Source organism: Ruegeria sp. YTSC003 (assembly GCF_059609785.1).
The window spans coordinates 224,756-241,680 of record NZ_JBXWMK010000007.1; the positions used below are offsets into that span (position 1 = coordinate 224,756).

Genomic DNA, 16,925 nt, shown 5'->3' on the forward strand with positions numbered 1-16,925 from the left:
TCATGATCAAAAAGCTCAGGGGTTCAGGTCTGCCACCGTGTCAACATCGCGCAGATGGTCCAGCAATCCGACACGACACCCCGGAACCGAAGCCAGAGTGTCGGCCAGGGCGGTTTCGGTAGACCAGCGCACATTGCGAAACAAGTTGTTCGGCAACGCCCCGTATCGTTGGGCCCCTACCAGCCAATAGCCTCCGTCCGGCGCAGGGCCAAAAACGAATTGCGAACGCCCCAATTCCTTGAAGGCCCGTGCGACATGCTGCGATGTGATCCCGGGAATATCAGCGCCGATCAGACAGACCGGTCCATGTGGCATCCCGCGTAGCATACGCCCCATACGATCGCCCAGATCGCCGTGCCCTTGCGCCGCGCGGGGCAGGTCAACAGGCCAGATGCGGCTGGTCAGACCTTCGCGATCCGGGGCAACGGCAAGCACAATCTGCCAGCGTGGGTCCCGCAATCGCCGGATCAGCGCGCGTGTCTGATGGCGGAACCACCACGCGGCACCAACCATGCCGATGTCGCGCCCCAACCGTGTCTTGACCCGACCCGGGCGGGGTTCTTTCACCATGATGACCAATGTGCGCTGCATGGTTCAGGCGAAATAGTCCTGAAGGATACGCGTGTAGATCGCCTTGAGCTGTTCAATCTGCGCCACCTCGACGCATTCATCGACCTGATGCATCGTTCGGCCAACAAGGCCGAACTCAACCACTGGGCAATGGTCTTTGACAAACCGCGCATCAGATGTGCCACCTGTTGTCGACATCTCGGGGCGCACACCGGTTTCGGTCTCGACCGCTTTCGCGACCAGATCAGACAGGGGGCCGGGCGGGGTCAAAAAGCTCTCGCCTGAGATCTTGATCCGGACGTCGATCGCGACATCGTAGGTTTCAGCCACGGCTTTGGCTTCGGCCTGCAACCACTCACTGATGCTGGCGCCCGAGTGCAGATCGTTAAAGCGGATATTCACGGCGCCGGTACATTGCGCCGGGATCACGTTGGTAGCTGCGTTGCCCGTGTCAATACTCACAACGGCCAGGGTTGAGGCATCGAAATGGTCCGATCCCTGATCCAGTTCGTGGCTGGCCAGCTGATGCATCAAACGCGCCATGGCGGGCAGAGGGTTTTTGGCCCGGTGCGGATAGGCCGAATGCCCCTGCTCACCGGTCGCCGTGAACCAGGCGGTCATCGAACCACGCCGCCCGATTTTCATCATCTCGCCCATTGTGTTTGGGCATGTCGGCTCACCCACCAAACAGGCAGACATGCGTTCTCCGGCCTTGGACATGTAATCAAGCAGTGCCGTAGTGCCATCCACTGCGTCCGCCTCTTCATCGCCCGTGATCGCAAGAATAATCGCCCCGTTCGGGGGGGAGTCGCGCACGAAATCCACAGCGGCCGCCGCAAAGGCCGCCACGCCGGATTTCATGTCTGTGGCCCCGCGCCCATACATCACACCTTCGCGGATTTCTGCACCGAACGGGGGCATCGTCCAGGCTGCTTCGTCACCCACTGGGACAACGTCAGTATGCCCGTTGAACCCAAAGCTGCGCGGATGGGCTATCGGCCCCCAGCGCGCGTACAAATTGCTGACATCGCCCCGGTCCGCGCGGGTGCAGTCGAAGCCTGCGTCGGACAGAAGCTTCTCCAACAACACAAGCGCGCCACCTTCCTCAGGTGTGACTGATGGGCAACGGATCAGGTCCGCCGTCAACTTCACCGGATCTGTCATTTCTGGGCCCTTTTGGTTGGTTCAATCGCGGGATCGTGCACAGATTCAACGAATTGGACCAATTGCCAACCCCTCGCCACCGGATTCCGGGCGCTTTTTTTCGCGAGTCTTGAAATGACACCCCAATAAAACATGGCGGTTTACCTTGCGGCCACCTTGCCGTGCCTTTCAAATCTGCGTTAGAGGGCCGCGAAACAGGTGAATTGACGATGATACGTGCGCTTCTCGTTTGGATCTGCCTGACTTTCGCCGTTCTTGCACAGCAAAGCCAGGCGCAGACGCTTTCGGTCACGACCGTGACCCGCCCCCCGTTTTCCTATGTCGAGGACGGGGCTCAAACCGGTTTTTCAATGGACCTGCTACAAGCCTTGTCCGAGGCACTGAATTGGGACTACTCGGTCACCAGGGTCGAGGCCTTCAGCGATATGCTGGGTGCTGTGCAGGATGGAACCGCGGACCTGGCTGTGGCCAACATCTCGATCACGGCTGCGCGTGAAACGCAGATGGATTTCAGCCAGCCCATATTCGAGGCCGGTCTGCAGATCATGGTGCCATCGGATGCAGCGCGCAGACCATCGCTGCTGCACGCTTTGCTGTCCGTTGAATTGTTCATCGCCATCGGACTGGCCTTTGCGATCCTGCTTGGCGGCGGGATGCTGATGTGGGGGTTTGAGCGTCGGGCCCAGCCCTATTTCGACCGTAAGCTGAATGAGGCATGGTTCCCGTCATTCTGGTGGGCGCTGAATCTTGTGGTCAACGGCGGGTTCGAGGAACGCATGCCGCGCACTCCGTTCGGACGGTTGCTGGGCGTGGTTCTGGTTGTGTCCTCACTGTTCATCGTATCGGTTTTCACGGCGCGGATCACGTCGGTCATGACCGTGGATGCCATCAGCGGCAACGTGAACTCGGTCAACGATCTTTATGGCAAACAGGTGGGCACAATCTCGAACTCGACTGCCGCAAACTTCCTGAACCGACGCGAGATCGAGTTTTCCGGTTATGAAAACCTGGATGATGTGCTGACCGCATTCCAAGATAAGGAGTTGGACGCCGTTGTCTTTGACGCGCCGATCCTGTCCTATTACGCGGCGCATGAAGGACGTCGGATCGCATCGATGACTGGCGGTGTTTTTCTGCGAGAGAATTACGGGATCGCGTTCCCGACCGGATCACCATTGGTCGAGGACGTGAACCAGGCCCTGTTGGCGCTGCGCGAAGACGGCACCTATGACGAGATTTATCGCAAATGGTTCGGGGTCCGGAACTAAGCCGGTTCTTCATCCCCGAAAAACGGCGTCATTTGCGCCACGATAACGGCGTTTTCGTCCAAGGCCCGCTGCATCAGGTCGCGTTCGTCCGGGTCGATGTCGTGCCCCTGCGCCTCACGCTCGGCCAGAGTTCCATAGCCGGTGACGTCCAGTGGCGCGGTGTCGGCCTGCTTCAGAATCGCAACGGTTTCACGCACGGCCTCGGCCTCATCCACACCGCTGGCAAAACACATCAGCGCCGCTCCGGTCGCGCCTTCGGGCAAGCCGTCGCCTTCTTTGCGGCCAATCTGAACGAGCAATGTATAAACTTGCTGACGGGACGGTTTCTTTTGCTTTTCCATGCAGGGGGCCATAGCTGCGCGTCTGTCCGCGGTCAAGCAGCCGGGAATTGCGGGAAGCTGCAAGCGCGTCCATAGTACCCGCGAAAACCCATTTAAAAATGCAAAGGATTTTTCATGGCCTACCCAGATTTCATCACAGACTTCCCAAGCCTCGACATGCCATTCCCCGAGGATGTGGTTCAGACCGCCGTCGTCCGATCAGATGCGGGTTTGGTTGCGTTCTTCACCTTCCTAAAAGATTTCGAACTGCCACCGCATTCACACAAGGCGCAATGGGGCACGGTGGTCGAGGGCGAGGTTGAACTGACAATAGGCGGAGAAACTAAGACCTATCGCCCCGGCGACAGTTACTCGATCCCGTCTGGTGTTGAACACGGCGGGAAAATCAAAGCCGGAAGCCGCGTGATCGACGTGTTTGAGGAACCCGGCCGCTATCCAGTCAAAGGATAAACAAAAAAAGGGCTGCAGCGAGATACGCTACAGCCCCGTTTCAAATCCGCACTTGATTTAGTCGCGCAGCAGTTCGTTGATCCCGGTTTTCGAACGGGTCTTCTCGTCCACGCGCTTTACGATCACGGCGCAATACAGGTTGACGTTGTTCTTGGATGGCATCGAGCCCGCGACAACAACCGAATAGGGCGGCACTTCGCCATAAGTGACTTCGCCGGTTTCGCGATCCACGATCTTTGTGGATTTGCCGATAAAGACGCCCATTCCCAAAACCGAGCCTTCGCGCACGATGCAGCCTTCGACCACTTCCGAGCGTGCGCCGATAAAGCAATTGTCTTCGATGATGGTCGGGCCAGCTTGCATTGGCTCCAAAACTCCGCCGATGCCAACACCGCCTGACAGGTGTACGTTTTTACCAATCTGCGCGCAGGAACCAACGGTGGCCCAAGTGTCGACCATGGTGCCTTCGTCGACATAGGCGCCCAGGTTCACGAAGGACGGCATCAGAACCACGCCGGGTGCGACATAGGCGGATTTACGGACGACACAGTTCGGCACCGCGCGGAAACCAGCGGCACGCCACTGGTTTTCACCCCAACCGGCGAACTTGCTGTCCACCTTGTCCCACCAGCCGCCGTCCTGCGGACCACCGGTCTGGATTTCCATATCCTTGATGCGGAAGCCAAGCAGAACCGCCTTCTTGGCCCACTGGTTCACATGCCAATCGCCGCTCTCCAGCTTTTCAGCAACCCGCAACGTGCCGCTGTCCAGCGCGTTCAGTGTGTCTTCGATCGCTTCACGTTGTTCGCCGGTGGTGGCGGGCGTGATGGTGTCGCGCGCCTCCCAGGCGGCTTCGATAGCGGTTTCCAGTTGCGCGTTGGACATCGGATGGCTCCCTGCAGAATCTGTTCACGTTTGTTTGGCCTATACGCAACTGCATCTCGCGGTGCAATGCGACGCAGAAGGTACGATTTGCGGCTAGCTTGACCTGTGTTCAGCTGGCGCGGCGGATATGGCGCGTCAGAATGGCCGTCGCCGTGGCCGCGTCCTTGCGCTTGAGCGCCTGAACGATGGCTGCGTGGTCACCATCCGCACGGTGTACCCACTTGGGGCGCCAATGGGCAAATAGGTGGCGCGCGCCGGCGATATGCAGGTCATCAATCGCATGCAGCAGGCGTGGCAACCCGCATGGCGTCAGGATCGAGCGATGAAAGGTACGGTTGCACGCTTCCCACTCGGGCATCGTTTGCGCAGCATCGCAGGCAATCCGGGCATCATCTGCCTCTTTCAGCGCACCAGGCGTCATATTCTGTACCGAATGCTGCAAGGCTAGGGATTCCAGCGCGACGCGCATTTCAACCACTTCGCGCACTTCTGCCGGGTCCAGCGCCGAAACACGCATACCGCGGCGCGGCTCACTTTGGGCCAACCCGTGCGCTTCCAGACGTAGCAAAGCCTCACGCACCGGTACATGACTGGTCTCAAAGGCTCGCGCGATGTGATCCTGACGCAACTTTTCACCGGCAAGCAGTTCACCGGTGATAATCTTCTGTCTAAGATTTTGGTAAATTGTGTCGGCGATCGTAGTGGTCATAGATTATCGATAAAATCCTTAACCACCTTCCACAAGTCGATAATTCACCCCATCAGCGGGTCCGGGGCAATATTTCCCCCGCAAACCAGAACCGCCACGCGTTCGTCCGGTTCTGGCTTGTAAACACCTGAGGTCAAAGCCGCCAACGCGGTCGCACCGGCCGGTTCGACCAATATGCGACGGGTCTGCCACAGCGCCTTTTGCGCGGCTGCAATCGCCTCGTCTGAGACAAGAACAGATGTCATTCCCTGCGCAAGATCGAAACAAATCCCTCCGATCCGCCGCGCGCCCAGCGCGTTGGCTGCTATCCCCGAGACCGAGACATCCACCGGTTCACCCGCCTGCAGCGCCGCGTTCAGCGCGCAGGAGGTTTCCGGTTCGACTGCTACGACTTTCCGAGCGCCATCAAACCAACCCAAAGCCCCGCCAATCAAGCCACCGCCGCCCACAGCAACCAGAATGGTGTCAGCCTGCAGTCCCTGTGCCTCCCATTCGGCAAAACACGTGCCCTGCCCTGCTACGGTTGCCGGTGCATCATAGGCGTGGATTTGCATCGCCCCGGTTGCTGCCTCATGCGCTTTGGCCTCGCTCAGCGCGTTAGCGTATTCACCCTGTACAACTGTCAGATCTGCGCCCGTCTGTTCAATCAGGGCGATCTTGGATGGTCCGGCAAGGTCTGGCACGAAAATCTTGGCCGGATATCCCAACGTTTGTGCCGCATACGCCGCCGCCGCACCGTGATTGCCGCCAGATGCTGCCACAACGCCAGCCTCGGGCACGTCCAAACTGAGCAGCGTATTGAACGCCCCACGCGCCTTGAAGCTGCCAGTATGCTGCATGTGCTCCAGCTTCATTTCGACCGAATGATCCAATCCGGGCACGCGGATTTCAATCACCGGTGTCACCTGCGCATAGCCATCGATCCGGTTGGCTGCGGCTGAAATTTCACTTTTCCAATTCATTCTTGTTCTTCCGTGACTGGCACTCTGCCCGCGAACCCTATAGCTGTTTTATGAACACGCAAGCAGGGAACCATCACCCATGAGAGAAGACCGCCTCAGCCCTTTCCGCGACGCCCAGACTGACCGCTCGACCGCGAGCGAGGTGCCGGACACGCCGCAGACGCGCTCACCCGCCTATCGCCTTGCCTTTGCCGACGATGATTTCCTGTGCCGGGATGAGCTGCGCCCCGTGCGTTTGCAGCTGGAATTGCTGAAGCCCGAGATGATCATGACCGAGCGCGAGATCACCTCGACCATCGTCATGTTCGGTGGCGCGCGCATTCCGGAACCCGCGCAAAAACACACCGCGCGGACGGATACATTGGCGGGATTGTCAAAATACTATGACGAAGCGCGTGAGTTTGCCCGCCTGATGACCGAAAAGTCCAACGAAACCGGTTGCCGGGAAAACGTGATCGTCACCGGTGGTGGCCCCGGCGTGATGGAGGCTGGAAACCGTGGCGCGCAGGATGCGGGCGGTTGCTCGATAGGTCTGAACATCGTGTTGCCGCATGAGCAGGCGCCCAATGAATATGTGACGCCGGATCTCAGCTTCAACTTCCACTATTTCGCCATTCGCAAGATGCATTTCCTGATGCGCGCCCGCGCCATCACCATTTTCCCCGGCGGCTTCGGCACGATGGACGAGCTGTTCGAATCCCTGACGCTGATCCAAACCGGCCGGATGGAGCGTGTGCCCTTCCTGTTGTTTGGCCGTGAGTTCTGGGAGAAAGTCATCAACTGGGAGGCGCTGGCCGATGCGGGCACGATCTCGGACGAGGATCTCGACCTGTTCCGCTTCGTGGATACCGCGCAAGAGGCGGTCGATATTATTGAAAACTGGGAACCGGCCCCACCCCGCGATGAAATTCCGGGGCGCTGAGACATGAAGCCGCCAAAGACCGGTGAGATGTTGCACCTGCGCGGGAACGCATTGAGCAAGGGCGATCCGGTGGCCCTGCCACTGACGCAAAGCAGTATGTACCATCTGCCCGGCGCACCTGACGGGCATCCGACCTATGGACGGGTCGACAACCCGACATGGGTGCATCTGGAACACGTCCTGTCCCATCTGGAAGACGCGCCCTGTCTGTCCTTTCCGTCAGGCATGGGGGCGATTTCTGCCGCTTTGTTCGCGACGGTCAAAGCCGGGTCCCATATCCTGATCCCCTCGGACGGGTATTATGTCACACGATTGCTGGCCGATCGGTTCCTATCCAATCTGAGTGTCTCGGTTACTGAGCGTCCGACGACGGCGTTCGCAGAAGGCGGGTTCGACGGGTTTGACGTGGTCTTTTTGGAAAGCCCCTCGAACCCCGGTCTGGATATGATGGACCTGCCCGCGATCGCTAGCGCCGTTCGCGCGGCGGGCGGTCTCACGATTGCCGACAACACAACGATGACCCCACTGGGTCAACGCCCGTTGGATTTGGGCATCGACGTGGTGGTTGCTTCGGATACCAAGGCAATGGGCGGGCATTCGGACCTGCTAATGGGTCATGTCGCCAGCCGCAACGCGCAGATCATGGAACGGGTCGAAGAATGGCGGCGCGTTTCCGGCGCGATCCCCGGCCCGCATGAGGCATGGCTGCTGCATCGCGGGTTGGAAACGCTGGACGTTCGTTTCGACCGGATGTGTGCATCGGCGCAAGTGCTCGCGGAACGGTTGGCAGAACATGAGGCCGTGAAACAGATCCGCTATCCCGGCCTGTCGGATGACCCGTCCTATGCTCTGGCCAAAGCGCAGACGTCCCGGTTCGGGTTCTTGTTGTCGATCACGTTAGAGACCGAGGAAAAGGCCGAAACTTTCATCAACACCTGCCCGATGCTGCGACCGGCCACATCGTTCGGCGGTGTTCACAGTTCTGCCGAACGACGCGCACGCTGGGGCGATGATGTCGATCCAGCCTTTATTCGTCTTTCAATAGGTTGCGAACCAACGGATGAACTGTGGCAGGCGATGGAAACCTGCCTGAACGCGTTATGATTTCTTCTTAGGCTCGCGCAGTTCGGTGAACACATAGATCGGCAGCACAATGCTGGCGATCAGTGCGCCTAGCCAAACCAGCAGAGTCGCCGCCAACAGGTTGGCAACGCCGCCAACGGTCAACCCGGCCGTAATCAGATCGGTCACCAACAGGCCGACGAACGTCACGATCAAGGCAATCCCACCTTTGATCGAGGGGGCTTTTTTCTCACCCAGTTTCAGGATCAGCGGCTCGGCCACCACCTGCACCAGTGTGAACACGATCACCACGACGATGAATGAAATCGGCTTGATCGCAAACCCCGACAACAACAGCGTTGCAAGCAACAACCCGATGGCATTCCCGGCCAACAGGGCCAGTGCGGATTTTATTCTGCGCGTCATGGGGTTCTCCGTGAGTGATCAGTTAGAAACATGCAGATGTTAACAGACCCGAAGGAATTTGCGAGCGGTTTCAAAAGCCACTTCCTTTTGGGTCATTGAAATCGCATGATAAAACACATTCATCCTGTTCAGACCGACCCGCGAGAGGTGAGATGAGCGACGATCCCTATACCATCCTTGGCGTCGCCAAAGACGCCAGCGCCGCCGAGATCAAAAAGGCATATCGGCGCATTGCAAAAGAATGCCACCCGGATCTCAAGCCCGGGGATGCCGAGGCAGAGGCCAAGTTCAAAGACGCGGCGTCGGCCTATGACCTATTGAAAGACCCGGACACGCGCGCGCGGTACGATAGTGGTGAGATTGATGCCTCGGGTCAGGAACGTCCCCAGCAGCAGTATTATCGCGAATATGCCGAGGCCGCCGGGAATCCTTATCGTGGGCGCGCAGCAGACCCCGATGACATGTCAGACATCTTTGCCGAATTCATGCGGGGCCGCGGAGGATACCAGCAGCGCACGCACGAATTTCACGCACCGGGGCACAATCGCGCTTACAATCTGCAGATCAGTTTTCTGGACGCGGTGTTCGGCGCCAGCCAAAAGCTGACGCTGCCAGATGGTGACCGGATCGAGGTGAAGATTCCTGCGGGCATCACCGATGGACAAACCATCCGCCTGCGCGGCAAAGGCGATCCGGGTTTTGGCGAAGGCCCGCCCGGCGATGCTTTGGTCACTGTGTCAGTGGCAAAGCATCCGGTCTTTGATCGCAAGGGCGACGATATTCATATCACACTACCGATCACGATCGATGAGGCCATTCTGGGTGGCAAGGTTCCTGCCCCCACGATTGACGGTGGCGTCAATGTCAGTGTCCCGGCTGGAACCAGCAGCGGTAAAACCCTGCGCTTGCGTGGCAGGGGAGTTAAGAAGCGCGGCTCGTCTGATCGCGGGGATCAGTTGATCGAACTGACCGTGTACATGCCGGACCAAATTGATGATGATCTGAAGCAATTCATGGAGACATGGCGCGAAACCCACAGCTATGATCCGCGGAAAGGAATGCCGTCATGACCCGCACCCTGACCGAGGAGCAGCTGATCGCAACCGTCACCCGCCTGACCTCGACCCGCCTGACCGAATACCTGGCTGCCGAGATCGTCATTCCCGAGCAAACCGAGCAGGGACTGGTGTATCACACCCTTGACGTTGCGCGGCTGGAGCTGGCATGCGAGCTGCACGACCAATACGAGATGGAGCCTGATGCGCTGTCGATGATGATCTCACTGATCGACCAGATGCACGGCCTTCGGGCCGAGTTACGCGAGGTTCTGAATGCGGTAGAAACGCAACCGGAGCCGGTGCGTCAGACATTGATCGAGGTGATCGGTGCGGCGCGGTTCGGTCGCAAGTGACCCGCGCTTAGTTGCCGACGACATACTCTTCGGGAACAAAGAACGTGTAATCCCGATCAGCCACCGCTTCGTGACAATCATGGCAATAGACGACAGCGTCCGAACGCGCGCCCATCGTGTCACCAAACAGGGACCCATCCGGCATCACCATGATGTAACGCCAGTCCGCTGTTTCCGGGTTGGTACCTTGTGCCAGTTTTTCCATCACGAACAGGGCACCGGGATGGACGTTGCCCTCGTCGGTGACCGTGACACTGTCCTTGGCCAGCACTGACCCCATCGGCAGCTTTTCACCCTCGGCCAAAGTGCCATAGTTGTGCGCCATGCGGTTGGCATAGCTGTTCACATAGCGCTGCCCATGGGTTGCCGAGATGTAAGGCGCGTCGTTGAACAGCGGCCATGCCTGATAATTCATCAACAAATCCAACTGCGCGGCGGCATAGCCACGCTCCATCCGGCGCTGCAGGGACTTGTAGATGCCCAAGGCTTCTTCTTTGGACAGCTCGGCAGGATTTTCAATGGCAAGGTGAGCATCCTCACCACTGGATTGAGCGCCAACCTGATGCGCAGCAAGCCCCACCACAAACAAAGCCGCAAGAGATGTCGGAAACAGTCTTGAAAATCGTACAAACATTTATTTGGCCCACCTGGTTCAAAAGGTTCGCCTGAACGCCGCAAGTTTCGTCTAAAATGATAGCGGCCATGAACAAACGCGCCACGACCGGAATGCGACTCTCACTGCTTTGTGCGCAAGTGTGAAGCCTAGGCAGCCGGTTTCAGCCCCCAAAACATATCAAATTTTGCATACAAATAACAGCGGCCAGAACATTAATTTCTTGGCGTAGTTTGCACGAAAGCTGGGTGTGTTAGCTTTGCAATCCCGCTTCGGCTTCGATCTGCTTCCGCGACTTGCGCGCGCGCTCTGTGGCCGATTTCAACTGACCACATGCCGCCATGATGTCCTCGCCACGTGTTTTGCGAATGGGAGAGGCATAGCCTGCCTGATAAATAATGTTCGCAAACGCCCGAATGCGGTTATTCGAGCTGCGCTTGTAAGGCGCGCCGGGCCATTCGTTGAACGGAATCAGGTTGATCTTGGCGGGAATGTTGTGGCTTTTGATGTGGTCGATCAGGCGATGCGCATCTTCGTCGCTATCATTCACACCATCCAGCATCACGTATTCAAAAGTAATCCGCTCGGAATTGGACACCTTGGGATAATTTGCCAATGCCTGCAGCAGTTCTTGGATGTTCCAGCGCTTGTTGATGGGCACCAGAAAATCGCGGGTTTCATCCGTTGTCGCGTGGAACGAGATCGCCAGCAAACAGCCGATCTCGTCAGCTGTGCGCGCAATTTCCGGCACCACGCCGGACGTCGACAGGGTGATCCGACGGCGCGACAGGGAAATCCCTTCGGGATCCATGGCGATCTTCATCGCGTCGCGCACGTTTTCGAAGTTATAAAGCGGCTCACCCATGCCCATCAGAACGATGTTCGACAGCAGGCGTGTTTCGTCCTTTGGCGCACCAGGGGTCGGCCATTCGTCCAGATCGTCGCGGGCCATCATCACCTGACCGACGATTTCCGCCGCCGTCAGGTTGCGCACCAGTTTCTGCGTGCCCGTATGGCAGAAGGAACAGGTAAGCGTGCAGCCAACCTGAGACGAGATACACAGCGTCCCGCGATCCTCTTCGGGGATGTAGACAACCTCGACCTCATGGCCACCCGCGATGCGGCACAGGTACTTGCGCGTGCCGTCTTCGGACACTTGCCGTGTCACGACTTCGGGGATTTCCACAACGAATTTCTCAGCCAGTTGCGCACGATACGCTTTGGCGAGGTTGGTCATCTCGGCAAAATCGCGCACGCCCCATTGATAGATCCACTGCCAGATCTGCCCGGTCCGCATCTTGGCCTGCTTTTCCGGCGTGCCATGTTCGATCAGAGCGTCACGCAACTGATCACGGGTCAACCCGACAAGGTTGATCTTCCCCTCGGGCAATTTGCGGGGGATGGTCATGACATCTTGAGTGATCGGCGCTTTGGGCGACATGTTGCTATCTCAACGAATTCGGGCTTGGGATGCGCCTCTATATAGGATCGCGCGCAAAGATCAAAAGAATTCGTATCATTTAATTTGCCATGCGCAGCAATTCATCCGCGCGCGCCCGGCCCAGATCGACGCGGCAGGATGCAATGGCGATACCGGTGCCAGAGCCGCCGCCGTATGAAGCACCCACTGCTTCACATTGCGCGTCGCGATACCTGCCCCAAGCCTCTTGTGCCGCCTCAAGTGCCGGTTGTGCGACCACACGGTCTGTGACCTCGTCCAACTCAACTGCGGACTGCATGGCGAAGCCATAGCTTGCCTCAACAGCCATATTCACGCGTTTCTCCATCTCCCCAACGCAGGCTCCGATTTCGACCTGCGAACCTGCGTCGAAACATTCCAGGCTGGGATCTGCCCACGCGGTCGAAGAGAAAAGCACTGCAATCAAGACGTAACGCATTATCCGTTTCCACATATGAATCCTTGTATGAGGCCACCGTAGCACGCGTTGCGCCATAGTCCCAATTGCAAGTCGGCCGCAAAGGCCAAACCGATGCGACCGAACTATCTGCATTGCGATTGCGAGGAATCAGATCAGGTAAACATATCAGATCCCTGCTGGCAGGATGTCGCAATCATCCGCGTCCAAAGTTTGCACGGGATCTTTCGGGCCGCATTGCTCGCCAGAAACCGGATAGGTTTCGTTGTTTTTTTCACATGCGCTCAGAAATACGGCGGCGACCACCAACACGGCAGCAAGAGGTTTGTTCAGCATGGATAAGCTCCTTCCATATATTTGAACTAATTGGTTCAGAAAAATGGATCGCTTGCCTTGATGCGGATCAAATTGGGGAGGGGTGGACGTAGCGTAAATTTCAGATCACACGTATGATCGCCCACGAAAAAGCCCCGCCAAATGACGGGGCTGCGTAAACCTGTTGTCCTTGCTTATTGGGTGCAGCGCTTTTCGGCGTCTTCGATCGCAGCACTGAAACCCAACAGCGAGAACGTGTCTTTGGTCTGGGTTCCGCGCTCGGACCGGGCGGTCAGAACGGCCTCGGTGCCGCGCTTCATCGCTGCGACGACCTTCAGGTCTTCGCCTTCGGTTGCCGGCCAGGCCCATTCACCTTCGGTGATCAAAGCGAACTCGGTGCCGTCAATCTCAAGGGTGACCGTCGATCCTGCCGCGAAAGGATAGCCGCCGGTAAAGGTCACCTGACCTTTGACTTCGGCATTCGGGCGGTAGAACACGAACAACAGGATGTCGCTGCGGCGCACCGAAACCACGCGTCCGCCTTTGGTGTTCACAGTCTCTTTGGGCGCGGATACGCTCCAGCACTCTGTGGGATCTTTCTCCACAAAAACGCTCCAGTCGGTCTTCGCAGCAACCCGATTGGTGCTGGTCGCCTGCTGAGCGATTGCGGTTGTGGCCATTCCTGCCACGCACAGACCCGCAATTGTGCGGACGAGTTTTAATCCCATCTGTCCAGCCTCCTAGCTCGACCTAATACCTCATACCCATCGAGACCGCATACGAACTCTGTCGGTTCGTCTGTAAGTTGCGTATTCCGATGATTGTCGACATACACACACTAACGCAGGTTTCGCCACAGGCGAAAGGGCGATTGGCAGATTTTTGCGCATATAATGGAGGGGCCAGATGACGCAGCCGGTACCAATGACAGAACTATGGCGAGGCCCCTTGTTGGAAAGCCTGCATCTGGGCCACGCAGTGATCTGCGACGACAGCGGTCATATCGTACGCAGTTGGGGCGATCCGGACGCGGTGATTTACCCTCGGTCTTCTGCAAAAATGATCCAGGGGCTGCCGCTGATCACATCGGGTGCAGCCGCCAAATATGGCCTGAACTCCGAGCATCTGGCCCTCGCCTGTGCCTCGCATAGCGGCGCACATATCCATACCGACAGGGTTACTGCCTGGCTGGATCACTTGGGCTTGACCGAACACGATCTGCGCTGCGGTCCGCAAGAACCGCAAGACATGGCCGCGCGCGACGGGCTGATAATTGCCGATGACACGCCCTGCCAGATCCACAACAATTGCTCGGGCAAACATTGCGGGTTTCTGACGGTCGCACTGCACATGGGCGCGGGACCGGAATACCTTGAGATCGACCACCCCGTACAGCAAGCCTGCCTGTCCGCGCTGGAAGATACCACTGGAGAAACCAGTCCTGCCTATGGAATCGATGGATGTTCGGCCCCGAACTTTGCGACATCACTGGTGGGACTGGCGCGTTCGATGGCGTGGTTTGCCTCGGCCGCTGACCGGTCGGACCGTGCCAGCGACGCAGCGCAACAGCTTACGGCGGCCATGATCAAGCACCCCGAACTGGTGGCGGGCGAAAGCCGCGCCTGTACAGAACTGATGCGCGCTATGGATGGCCGCGCTGCAATCAAAACAGGGGCTGAGGCGGTGTTCATTGCCATCATCCCGGAAAAACGAATGGGTGTTGCGCTGAAAATCACTGATGGCACCACCCGCGCCAGCGAATGCGCAATCGCCGCGATTCTGGTAGGCCTTGGTGTGCTGGAGGCCGATCACCCGGCCACCCGCAAATTCATGAATGCCACGCAATACAGCCGTCGCGGGCTGGAATGCGGCGTAATCAGGCCTGCGCCGGGGTTCCCCGGCTAAGGTTACATTTCGATTTCATGCACCTCGGCCACCTCGACCGAGCCTGAACCGTTGACCACCATGGGACAGCCCTTGGCCATTTCGGTCGCAGCATCAATGCTCTCGGCCTTTACAACCGTAAAGCCGGATGCCGGGTTTGCGCCGCCATTGTCGACGACGCTTCCGTTGCTGACCGTATAGGATTGACCAACCGGATTGCCGGGTATGTCCAGCGCCTCACCCATGCCTTGAAACCATGCGCCCCAGGCGGCCATAGTTGCTTCGACTTCGGCAGGGTCGGTTGGTGTAGTTCCGCCGTGATAGACAAACAAATATTGTGGCATTTTATTTCCTCCCTAATGAAAACTTATCCAAACTGCGCCTCAAGCTTGGCCAGCGATGATGTCCAGCCCATGTTGTGGTTTGCTGCGGCCTCGGCATCTGCCAGTTCGCGGTGGTCCAGAACCAACCGCGCCCCGTTTTCGGTCGCAACGACCGAAAACGTCACGTGACTTTCCGGCCCGCGCTGGTCCTGATCGTCATGCCAGGCCCAAGTGAACCCAACCGAATTGGGCGGATCAACATGGGTGACATGACCGGACACTTTGAATGTCTGGCCTTCTGCATTCTTCATTATTGAATACCAAGGCCCCGTGCGTGAGAAATTCAGGTCATGCTCGGGCACATGCACCCCTTCGGGCCCCCACCACTGCAACAGTTTCGCCCCATCGCTGATCCAGGCAAACAGGTTTTCTGGTGTGGTCGGGAATTCACGTTCCAGTTTCAGGTCGGCCATGAGTTTTCCCTTTCAATCAGGTCGCCCAGACGATCGAGGCTGTTTTCCCAGAACTGACGTTTTGAGATCGTCCATTCCGCAATCGCCCGCAGCCCGTCGGGCTGGATAGAATACATCCGCTGGGTGCCGTGGACGCGCTGTTGCACCAATCCGGCCTCGCGCAGCACTTTCAGATGGCGCGAAATCGCTGCGCCCGACATTCCGCGCCCTTGGATCAGGTCACCGGCAGGCAACTCTCCGTCCTGCATCAGTTGCTCAACGATCGAAAACCGAGTGGAATCGGACAAAGCAGAAAAAGCGTTTATCAGAGTGTTCATAGCCTTTATTTAACATGTACGTTAAATAAAGGGAAGACCTTTAACCGGACACAAGTTCCGAGCGGCTATAGCCCTGAACGTACAGCAATGCCGTCAGATCGCCATGGTTGATCCGAACCTCGCATTGCTCGGCAACCGTGGGCTTGGCATGCAGGGCCACCCCTGTTCCCGCGCGTTGCAGCATCCCCAGATCGTTGGCCCCGTCGCCTACGGCAATAACGTCTTCTTCACGCAAGCCCAGTCGCGCGGTGATCTGCTCCAAGGCATCCACCTTGGCTTGTCGCCCCAGAATGGGTCGCGCCACATCCCCGGTCAGTTTTCCGTCTTGGGCCAGCAGAGTGTTGGCGCGGTTCTCATGAAAGCCCAGCACCTCGGCCACTTTCGCGGTAAACGCCGTGAACCCGCCCGAGACCAAGGCGGCATAGCCTCCGTTCTGGCGCATCGTCGCGACCAGTTCCTTGCCGCCCGGCATCAGAGTGATGCGTTCGTCCAGTACTTTGCCGATCACCGCCTCATCCAGACCTTTCAGCAGGCCAACCCGCTCGGTCAGCGCGCCTTCAAAGTCCAACTCGCCATTCATCGCACGTGCGGTAATGTCCTTGACGCGTTCGCCGACGCCGGCCTCATCCGCAAGTTCGTCGATGCATTCCTGTTGGATCATGGTGCTGTCCATATCGGCCAACAGCATCTTCTTACGGCGGCCCTCAGACTGTTGGACAACCATATCCACGCCCATTTTCTGAAGGTCCACCCAGACATCCCACCGGTTGCCCGGCATTTCGGTCAGGGAAAACTCTGCAGTTTCATCCGGGCTGAGCCACACGATTTCGTCGCCGCCCCATGCATTCCGCAATGACTCGACCAGCGACAACTCCAGCGTCGGCGCGTTGGGGTTGGTCAACAGGGTGGCAACGTACATGTTTGATCTCCGGCAAGCTCACCTGCGAATATCG

The 16,925-nt window shown here is 58.1% G+C and carries 23 protein-coding genes; 7 read left to right on the plus strand and 16 right to left on the minus strand.

Annotated elements, in window-relative coordinates; all coding sequences use genetic code 11:
• Positions 1-15: 15 nt before the first annotated feature.
• Both AC2FFH_RS14915 and dapE read right to left on the minus strand, forming a co-directional pair.
• Positions 16-591 (minus strand): TIGR04282 family arsenosugar biosynthesis glycosyltransferase, encoded by a 576-nt coding sequence (locus tag AC2FFH_RS14915; protein ID WP_496768635.1) that lies wholly within the window; start codon positions 589-591, stop codon positions 16-18.
• A gap of 3 nt (positions 592-594) precedes the next feature.
• Entirely contained in the window at positions 595-1,734 is a 1,140-nt protein-coding gene (gene dapE / locus AC2FFH_RS14920) for a succinyl-diaminopimelate desuccinylase (protein ID WP_496768637.1), read from the minus strand.
• Between the two features lie 209 nt (positions 1,735-1,943).
• On the opposite strand from dapE, the gene AC2FFH_RS14925 reads away from it, so the two are divergent.
• Complete coding sequence (locus AC2FFH_RS14925; RefSeq protein WP_496768639.1) at positions 1,944-3,002, plus strand: transporter substrate-binding domain-containing protein; 1,059 nt, start codon at positions 1,944-1,946, stop codon at positions 3,000-3,002.
• On the opposite strand, the gene AC2FFH_RS14930 is transcribed toward AC2FFH_RS14925, so the two are convergent.
• Positions 2,999-3,343, minus strand: coding sequence for a DUF8846 family protein (locus AC2FFH_RS14930; RefSeq protein WP_058279829.1), 345 nt, complete (start codon positions 3,341-3,343; stop codon positions 2,999-3,001). The genes AC2FFH_RS14925 and AC2FFH_RS14930 overlap by 4 nt on opposite strands.
• 114 nt (positions 3,344-3,457) lie before the next feature.
• Between AC2FFH_RS14930 and AC2FFH_RS14935 the strand changes: the two genes are divergently transcribed.
• Positions 3,458-3,793, plus strand: coding sequence for a cupin domain-containing protein (locus tag AC2FFH_RS14935; RefSeq protein ID WP_496844685.1), 336 nt, complete (start codon positions 3,458-3,460; stop codon positions 3,791-3,793).
• Between the two features lie 57 nt (positions 3,794-3,850).
• Here AC2FFH_RS14935 and dapD read toward each other — a convergent pair whose 3' ends face one another.
• The 3 genes from dapD to AC2FFH_RS14950 form a co-directional block, all read right to left on the minus strand.
• Positions 3,851-4,678: a 2,3,4,5-tetrahydropyridine-2,6-dicarboxylate N-succinyltransferase gene (dapD, locus tag AC2FFH_RS14940; RefSeq protein WP_496768641.1), complete on the minus strand. Its 828-nt coding sequence runs from the start codon at positions 4,676-4,678 to the stop codon at positions 3,851-3,853.
• Between the two features lie 109 nt (positions 4,679-4,787).
• Entirely contained in the window at positions 4,788-5,387 is a 600-nt protein-coding gene (locus AC2FFH_RS14945) for a GntR family transcriptional regulator (RefSeq protein ID WP_058279708.1), read from the minus strand.
• A 44-nt stretch (positions 5,388-5,431) separates the two neighbouring features.
• Positions 5,432-6,349 (minus strand): threonine/serine dehydratase, encoded by a 918-nt coding sequence (locus AC2FFH_RS14950; RefSeq protein ID WP_496768643.1) that lies wholly within the window; start codon positions 6,347-6,349, stop codon positions 5,432-5,434.
• A gap of 79 nt (positions 6,350-6,428) precedes the next feature.
• Between AC2FFH_RS14950 and AC2FFH_RS14955 the strand changes: the two genes are divergently transcribed.
• Both AC2FFH_RS14955 and AC2FFH_RS14960 read left to right on the plus strand, forming a co-directional pair.
• Positions 6,429-7,271, plus strand: a complete 843-nt coding sequence (locus AC2FFH_RS14955; protein ID WP_496768644.1) for an LOG family protein — start codon at positions 6,429-6,431, stop codon at positions 7,269-7,271.
• A gap of 3 nt (positions 7,272-7,274) precedes the next feature.
• The gene (locus tag AC2FFH_RS14960) at positions 7,275-8,375 is read left to right on the plus strand and encodes a cystathionine gamma-lyase (RefSeq protein ID WP_496844686.1); all 1,101 of its coding nucleotides are present in this window, start codon (positions 7,275-7,277) and stop codon (positions 8,373-8,375) included.
• Here the strand turns inward: AC2FFH_RS14960 and AC2FFH_RS14965 are convergent.
• The gene (locus tag AC2FFH_RS14965; protein WP_113791816.1) at positions 8,370-8,759 is read right to left on the minus strand and encodes a hypothetical protein; all 390 of its coding nucleotides are present in this window, start codon (positions 8,757-8,759) and stop codon (positions 8,370-8,372) included. The genes AC2FFH_RS14960 and AC2FFH_RS14965 overlap by 6 nt on opposite strands.
• A gap of 152 nt (positions 8,760-8,911) precedes the next feature.
• Between AC2FFH_RS14965 and AC2FFH_RS14970 the strand changes: the two genes are divergently transcribed.
• Together AC2FFH_RS14970 and AC2FFH_RS14975 are read left to right on the plus strand one after the other, a co-directional pair.
• Positions 8,912-9,829, plus strand: a complete 918-nt coding sequence (locus AC2FFH_RS14970) for a DnaJ C-terminal domain-containing protein (RefSeq protein WP_496844687.1) — start codon at positions 8,912-8,914, stop codon at positions 9,827-9,829.
• Positions 9,826-10,170: a hypothetical protein gene (locus AC2FFH_RS14975; RefSeq protein WP_496844688.1), complete on the plus strand. Its 345-nt coding sequence runs from the start codon at positions 9,826-9,828 to the stop codon at positions 10,168-10,170. Before AC2FFH_RS14970 ends, AC2FFH_RS14975 begins: the two co-directional genes overlap by 4 nt.
• 7 nt (positions 10,171-10,177) lie before the next feature.
• On the opposite strand, the gene AC2FFH_RS14980 is transcribed toward AC2FFH_RS14975, so the two are convergent.
• From AC2FFH_RS14980 to AC2FFH_RS15000, 5 genes are all read right to left on the minus strand, one after another.
• Positions 10,178-10,804, minus strand: coding sequence for a cytochrome P460 family protein (locus AC2FFH_RS14980; RefSeq protein ID WP_496844689.1), 627 nt, complete (start codon positions 10,802-10,804; stop codon positions 10,178-10,180).
• 232 nt (positions 10,805-11,036) lie between these two features.
• Positions 11,037-12,224, minus strand: coding sequence for a dual-specificity RNA methyltransferase RlmN (rlmN, locus tag AC2FFH_RS14985; RefSeq protein ID WP_496844691.1), 1,188 nt, complete (start codon positions 12,222-12,224; stop codon positions 11,037-11,039).
• 79 nt (positions 12,225-12,303) lie between these two features.
• Positions 12,304-12,681 carry a lysozyme inhibitor LprI family protein gene (locus AC2FFH_RS14990; protein ID WP_496735532.1) on the minus strand — a complete coding sequence of 126 codons (378 nt, stop codon included), beginning with the start codon at positions 12,679-12,681 and terminating at the stop codon, positions 12,304-12,306.
• A 147-nt stretch (positions 12,682-12,828) separates the two neighbouring features.
• Positions 12,829-12,996, minus strand: a complete 168-nt coding sequence (locus AC2FFH_RS14995) for a hypothetical protein (protein ID WP_186437396.1) — start codon at positions 12,994-12,996, stop codon at positions 12,829-12,831.
• Between the two features lie 173 nt (positions 12,997-13,169).
• Positions 13,170-13,703, minus strand: a complete 534-nt coding sequence (locus AC2FFH_RS15000; RefSeq protein WP_058272619.1) for an invasion associated locus B family protein — start codon at positions 13,701-13,703, stop codon at positions 13,170-13,172.
• A 178-nt stretch (positions 13,704-13,881) separates the two neighbouring features.
• Between AC2FFH_RS15000 and AC2FFH_RS15005 the strand changes: the two genes are divergently transcribed.
• Positions 13,882-14,880 (plus strand): asparaginase, encoded by a 999-nt coding sequence (locus tag AC2FFH_RS15005; protein ID WP_496844692.1) that lies wholly within the window; start codon positions 13,882-13,884, stop codon positions 14,878-14,880.
• A gap of 2 nt (positions 14,881-14,882) precedes the next feature.
• Here AC2FFH_RS15005 and AC2FFH_RS15010 read toward each other — a convergent pair whose 3' ends face one another.
• Genes AC2FFH_RS15010 through serB form a run of 4 tightly spaced genes read right to left on the minus strand, consistent with a single transcriptional unit; the run spans position 14,883 to position 16,891 of the window.
• Positions 14,883-15,203, minus strand: a complete 321-nt coding sequence (locus tag AC2FFH_RS15010; protein ID WP_496768661.1) for a YciI family protein — start codon at positions 15,201-15,203, stop codon at positions 14,883-14,885.
• Between the two features lie 23 nt (positions 15,204-15,226).
• Positions 15,227-15,655, minus strand: coding sequence for an SRPBCC family protein (locus AC2FFH_RS15015; protein ID WP_282120370.1), 429 nt, complete (start codon positions 15,653-15,655; stop codon positions 15,227-15,229).
• Complete coding sequence (locus tag AC2FFH_RS15020; RefSeq protein WP_282120371.1) at positions 15,643-15,972, minus strand: ArsR/SmtB family transcription factor; 330 nt, start codon at positions 15,970-15,972, stop codon at positions 15,643-15,645. The genes AC2FFH_RS15015 and AC2FFH_RS15020 overlap by 13 nt, the downstream gene beginning before the upstream one ends.
• A gap of 40 nt (positions 15,973-16,012) precedes the next feature.
• Positions 16,013-16,891, minus strand: coding sequence for a phosphoserine phosphatase SerB (gene serB / locus AC2FFH_RS15025; protein WP_496768664.1), 879 nt, complete (start codon positions 16,889-16,891; stop codon positions 16,013-16,015).
• Between the last annotated feature and the right edge of the window lie 34 nt (positions 16,892-16,925).